This is a genomic window from Emticicia sp. (genome assembly GCF_043780375.1).
GTDB lineage: Bacteria > Bacteroidota > Bacteroidia > Cytophagales > Spirosomataceae > Emticicia.
The window spans coordinates 1-5,380 of sequence record NZ_JAYWCU010000043.1 but is presented as its reverse complement, the minus strand read 5'-3'; the positions used below and the strand labels follow the sequence as shown (position 1 = coordinate 5,380).

The following is a 5,380-nucleotide window of genomic DNA, read 5'->3' as shown; positions in this document are numbered from 1 at the left end:
GTTTCATGAATTTGATTAGATTTTGGTAAAATTGACAGTTTTTTGTAAATTTAAGCAGATATCACTACATAAAAGTTAATCTTGCGTAACTTAAGTTACAAATATATAATTCGATTATAAAGAAAATTAATTTTGATTATATTTATGACAAAATATTCTAACTATCAGTAAAAATGGATAAAAACAAACTTTCGTATTACGCCAGTTATGTGGCAATTGCATGTGGTATTTTAATTTTATTAATGCGTTTAATTGTTAAAAATGTTTCAACAATTAATACTTTTATGGGCGTACTTTTTTTGGCAATTGGTGCTGCTGGGCTAAGAAAATTTCGCAATCAATAAGAAAAGTATTAACATTATGTTATTAAATTTATGAATCAATACTTCAATGAACAAACAAAAAGCAATATACTACATTTTATTATTACTCACGATTGAAACCGCTAATGCTCAAACGTTTACCTATTTACGACCTGAAAGGATTTTTGATGGAGAGAAAATAATTGAAAAACAAGGTGTGTTAATCAAAGATAATAAAATTGAGAAGATTGATAATCAATTAGTTATTGAGAAAAATCTACCAAATGATACAAAGATAATTGATTTAAAGAATTGCACACTTTTGCCAGGCTTAATTGAAGGGCATACGCATCTTTTCTTGCATCCTTACAACGAAACTCCGTGGGAAGACCAAGTGTTGAAAGAAGCTCGTTCGTACCGTACTTCTCGTGCGGTGGTTCATGCCGAGCGAACTTTAAAAGCAGGCTTTACCACTGCCCGAGATTTGGGTACAGAAGGAGCAGAGTTTGATGATGTTGGGCTAAAAAGAGCTATCAATGATGGAATTATTTTAGGACCAAGATTGCTTATTGCCACCAAAGCATTGATTGCAACAGGAAGTTATGCACCTAAAGGTTTTTCACCCGATTTTCAAGTGCCACAAGGTGCTGAGGAAGCTGACGGACATGATGATTTGATTAAAAAAGTAAGAAATCAGATAGGACACGGAGCTGATTTGATAAAAATATATGCCGATTATCGTTGGGGACTACGTGCCGAAGCGGCTCCAACTTTTTCGATTGATGAAATAAAATTGATTGTAGAAACTGCTAAAAGTGCAGGCCGCCCAACGGTTGCTCATGCTTCGACTGCCGAAGGAATGCGACGTGCGATTTTAGGTGGTGTTGAAACTATTGAACATGGAGATAATGGAACACCTGACATTTGGAAATTAATGGTTGAAAAAAATGTATGCCTCTGTCCAACGCTTGCTGCAGGCGATGCGATTAGTCAATATAGAGGTTGGAAAAAAGATACTGATGCTGACCCTGAGCGTATAAAAAAGAAAAAAGAAATCTTTCGCCAAGCACTTGATGCAGGAGTAAAAATTTGTTTTGGTGGCGATGTTGGCGTATTTCCTCATGGCGATAATGCTCGAGAATTGGAGTTGTTGGTAGCTTACGGCATGAAACCAATTGATGCTCTGAAATCTGCCACAAGTATCAACAGCGATGCTTTTCATGTTGATGATCAAGTTGGTAGAATAAAAACTGGACTTTTAGCTGATATTTTGGTCGTTGAAGGAAATCCTATGCAAACTATTTCAAATATTAGAAAAATAAAGTTAGTGATGAAAGACGGGAAGATAGTGCAGATTCAATAAATTTGAGGTAATCGAACGAAGTCTAAATTATTTATAACAATCTAAAAACCGAAATTCCCGAGTGTTTTTTTATTTTGTTGAGATAATCGGCAAGAGGCTCTTGAGATATCATTATTTTTTTTTGATCATAAGAGGCATGAAGTAAATAGATTCGTCCATTTTTTTGAATCGCAAAACCTTCGTGATTAAAGTCCAATCCTTCAACTGTTGAGGTGATAGCAATAATATCTCCATCTTGTATTTGACTTTCTGTTTTTTCTACTTTTCCTTTCGGAATAAAGTAGAAATCATACTCATTTAAGTGTTTTTGACCATTTTTTACTTCTCCGAAAGCCACTTCGTCTTTTAGCGTTGGATAAAGTTCACGGTGTTTAGTCATGAAATTTATTTCTTTTTTATTAATAATTCCACCAATAAGGTTGGTTATATCTTGACCAATCTTATTTTCTTCACTTTGAATCATCCACTCTCTAAAATAATGTAAACGAGAAGCATAGCCCTTTACTTCACCATTACGATAACGAAGATTTTTTAGCTGTGTATTAAAATTTTCGTAAGTCGGTTTTTTGCTATACTTTGTTAAAGTCATTGCGGTTACGCTTTCTACAAAAGTCGAACAATCAAAGTCTCGAAGATTACAAACCAATTGCTCTTTTGGGTTTCCTTCCAATGTGGCTGCTTTGTAGGGTTGTCCAATAAAGCTTTTGGCAATTATCAAAGCAGTTTTTGCTTTTGATTCGCCATTAGGTAATTTCATTTTTTGCATAAAAATCATTTCGTCAGCACTTTGAGCAAAAATTGAGTGAGAAATGAATATTATGAAACCGATTAAAATTATTGAATTGAAGTGTGTGTTTTTCATACGAATAATTTGTAATTTCTTGTCTTTTTAAACGGTGTTTTTAAATTTAAATTGTTGTTTTTAATATTTTAAAAGTCTATCATCAAACGAGAAATTTTCGATTTTTAGAACTTTAATCTGTTGAAAATCAATGTGAAGAGGGTTTATTAAATAATTAAATTCACCTTCAACTACTACAGAAGGCACTCTTAGAGCTAAATGTTCATTATGTAATAGCCATTTAGTTGCTATTTTTTTAGTGGAATCGCTTGGTTCGATGCTTTTCCAGTCGTCTGGAAGAGACTTTGTAGAAAGTTCGATAATTGAATTATCAGGAATATAAATGCTTATCAATTGATAATTTAAAGGCAAAAAAGCATTGGTTAAATGCACCAAAACTTCTACCAAAGCTAATGCACGACTACCAGAAGTATATAAAACTGCCTCACCTTTTTGATTCCAACGCCCACCGTGAAGCTTTGCACCAGTGCCTGACAGATCATTGGCATATTTTGCAGTAGATAGCCTAAAAACTTCCATTATGCTAAAATCCCATGTTCGATTCGACCGATTTCGTCTAAAACCATTTCAAAACCAAAACCAGTATCTAACATTTCAAGGGGTGTTTTTGAGCTGATAAACGGATTTGGATGTCGCATCCAACCTTTAAATCTTTCTAAATCGCCCCAAACTTCTTTGCCTCTTTCGTAGAGTTTTGCCAACTGAATGGCTTTTTCAGAAGCAATTTTCTCTAATTTTTTATTGTCAGGATACCTTTGAAGCGTTCTTTCAGAAAGATTTATAATTATTGCCAGTTCTTTTCCAGAGAATGACAATTGTTTTGCCATCTTAACAACGGCATTTTTAGGAATCCCAGTGCGAGCTAATTCCACCAATTCAGATTGATTTTTGAGCGTTTTATTGAATAGTAAAAACATAATTTCAGACATTTGACGTAAATTAAACGAAAATTGTCGTATTGTGCAAGTTTTATTTTAAAATATTTGTGATTGAGTGATTTGCGATTTTACAAGACTTTTTAAGTCACTAATTCACCCAATCACAAATCAATCATTAAATTTCATTAATTTTTCCACTTCTTTAATCTCAATCGGAATATCAGCCATCAAGTCAATATTTCCAGTGTCAGTTATTAAAATATCATTTTCGAGACGGATGCCGAGTTTTTCTTCGGGAATATAGATGCCCGGCTCACAAGTAAAAACCATTCCTGCTTTAAAAACTTCATAACGACTGCCCACATCATGCACATCAAGTCCTAAATGATGCGAAATACCATGCGGGAAATATTTTTTATACAAATGAGCATCTTCCGATTGTTTGTCAACTTCATGAGCGTTCAATAAACCAAGTTCAATCAATTCCAATTCCATGATTTTTCCGACTTCTTTTCGGAGATTTTCCATAGTATTTCCTGCAATAAGCATTGATTTTGCAGCTTTCATTACTCGCAAAACTGCTTCATAAACTTGCTTTTGTCTTGCCGAAAACTCTCCATTTACAGGCAAGCATCGGGTAATATCTGCATTATAATTGGCATATTCTGCCCCAAAATCCATCAAAATTACTTCATCACTATTACACAAATTATTATTTGTTACATAATGAAGCACGCACGCACTTTTGCCCGATGCTAAAATAGGGGCGAAGGCGTGACCTCTTGAGCGATTCATCAAAAACTCGTGCGTGAGTTCTGCTTCTAATTCATATTCTGCAATATTTGGTTTCAAGTATCTTGATAATCTTGCAAAACCTTTTCCACTTATTTCGATGGCTTTTTTAATTAATTCAATTTCAATTGGTTGTTTTATCACTCGTAATTGGTGCATCAAAGGGGCCAATCTTTCGATTTTATGTAGAGGAAACTTGTGTTTAAATTCTGAAATAAACCTTCGTTCTCGACTTTCAAAATGCCAATCTCCGCCATCGTGCTCATTAATATTGAGATAAACTTGATCTGCTTCAAAAACCAATTTTCGTAGAGTAGCATCAAAATTATTTGTCCAAACTATTTTCTGTATTCCCGAAACTTCACTTGCTTGTTGTTTGCTAAGTTTTTCGCCTTCCCAAACTTTAATATGCTCGCTTGTTTCACGCACCAAAAGGATTTCTCGAAATTTTTCATCAGGAAAATCTGGAAAAAGTACTAAAATAGATTCTTCTTGGTCGATACCAGTCAAGTAAAAAATATCGTTATTTTGTCGAAAACCCAAAGCCCCATCGGCATTGCTTGGAATTATATCGTTCGACTGAACAATAACGATTGATTTTGGCTTTAGTAAAGCTCTTAATCTTTCACGATTTGAAATAAATAGTTGCGAATCAATTTTTTCGTAACGCATCTTCTTTTTTTGATAGTTTTTTTGGAATATTTGCGAAATTATAAATTATAGCACTCGAATGACACGAATCAGACGAATTTTCATGAATTTAATTTTTATTACTTTATTTTCATTAAATGTAAATGCTCAACAAACTAAATATTGGCTTTTTTTTACTGATAAAGATTTATTTACTCAAGCTTTAGTTTCCGATAAATGTAAAGAAAATCGCCGAAATTTAAGACTTCCAGAATCTCAAATCTCAGATTTACCAGTCAATAAAAGCTATCTTTCTGTGTTGCAAAGCCTTGATATTCACCCGATTGTCAAATCAAAATGGTTGAATGCTATTTCGGCAAATCTTAATGCCAATCAAATTGCTGAAGTTAAAAAATTATATTTCATCAAAGAAATCACTCCAATTGACAGTAAAGTATGCGAATTACGGGTTAATACTTGCATTATTTTTATTTTTAGTATAACAAAAAAACTAAACTATCAGTTTTTCCATTAGAATTGAAGTAACATTAAA

At 33.4% G+C, this 5,380-nt stretch carries 7 protein-coding genes; 3 read left to right on the top strand and 4 right to left on the bottom strand.

Annotated features, from left to right (window positions below; all coding sequences use genetic code 11):
• Positions 1-173: 173 nt before the first annotated feature.
• Both ACH2CJ_RS03060 and ACH2CJ_RS03055 read left to right on the top strand, forming a co-directional pair.
• On the top strand, positions 174-344 hold the full coding sequence (locus tag ACH2CJ_RS03060) for a hypothetical protein (RefSeq protein WP_394990629.1): 171 nt from the start codon (positions 174-176) through the stop codon (positions 342-344).
• A gap of 46 nt (positions 345-390) precedes the next feature.
• Positions 391-1,665, top strand: a complete 1,275-nt coding sequence (locus ACH2CJ_RS03055; RefSeq protein WP_394990628.1) for an amidohydrolase family protein — start codon at positions 391-393, stop codon at positions 1,663-1,665.
• Positions 1,666-1,696: 31 nt separating this feature from the next.
• On the opposite strand, the gene ACH2CJ_RS03050 is transcribed toward ACH2CJ_RS03055, so the two are convergent.
• The 4 genes from ACH2CJ_RS03050 to ACH2CJ_RS03035 all read right to left on the bottom strand — a co-directional run bounded on the left by ACH2CJ_RS03050 (position 1,697) and on the right by ACH2CJ_RS03035 (position 4,869).
• Positions 1,697-2,527 (bottom strand): N-acetylmuramoyl-L-alanine amidase-like domain-containing protein, encoded by an 831-nt coding sequence (locus ACH2CJ_RS03050; protein WP_394990627.1) that lies wholly within the window; start codon positions 2,525-2,527, stop codon positions 1,697-1,699.
• Between the two features lie 60 nt (positions 2,528-2,587).
• A complete protein-coding gene (locus tag ACH2CJ_RS03045) occupies positions 2,588-3,046 on the bottom strand; it encodes an RES family NAD+ phosphorylase (protein ID WP_394990626.1) in 459 nt (152 codons plus the stop codon).
• Complete coding sequence (locus tag ACH2CJ_RS03040) at positions 3,046-3,444, bottom strand: antitoxin Xre/MbcA/ParS toxin-binding domain-containing protein (protein WP_394990624.1); 399 nt, start codon at positions 3,442-3,444, stop codon at positions 3,046-3,048. Before ACH2CJ_RS03040 ends, ACH2CJ_RS03045 begins: the two co-directional genes overlap by 1 nt.
• Positions 3,445-3,573: 129 nt before the next feature.
• Entirely contained in the window at positions 3,574-4,869 is a 1,296-nt protein-coding gene (locus ACH2CJ_RS03035) for an aminopeptidase P N-terminal domain-containing protein (protein WP_394990622.1), read from the bottom strand.
• Positions 4,870-4,951: 82 nt separating this feature from the next.
• On the opposite strand from ACH2CJ_RS03035, the gene ACH2CJ_RS03030 reads away from it, so the two are divergent.
• Complete coding sequence (locus tag ACH2CJ_RS03030) at positions 4,952-5,362, top strand: hypothetical protein (protein ID WP_394990620.1); 411 nt, start codon at positions 4,952-4,954, stop codon at positions 5,360-5,362.
• The last annotated feature ends 18 nt before the right edge of the window (positions 5,363-5,380 follow it).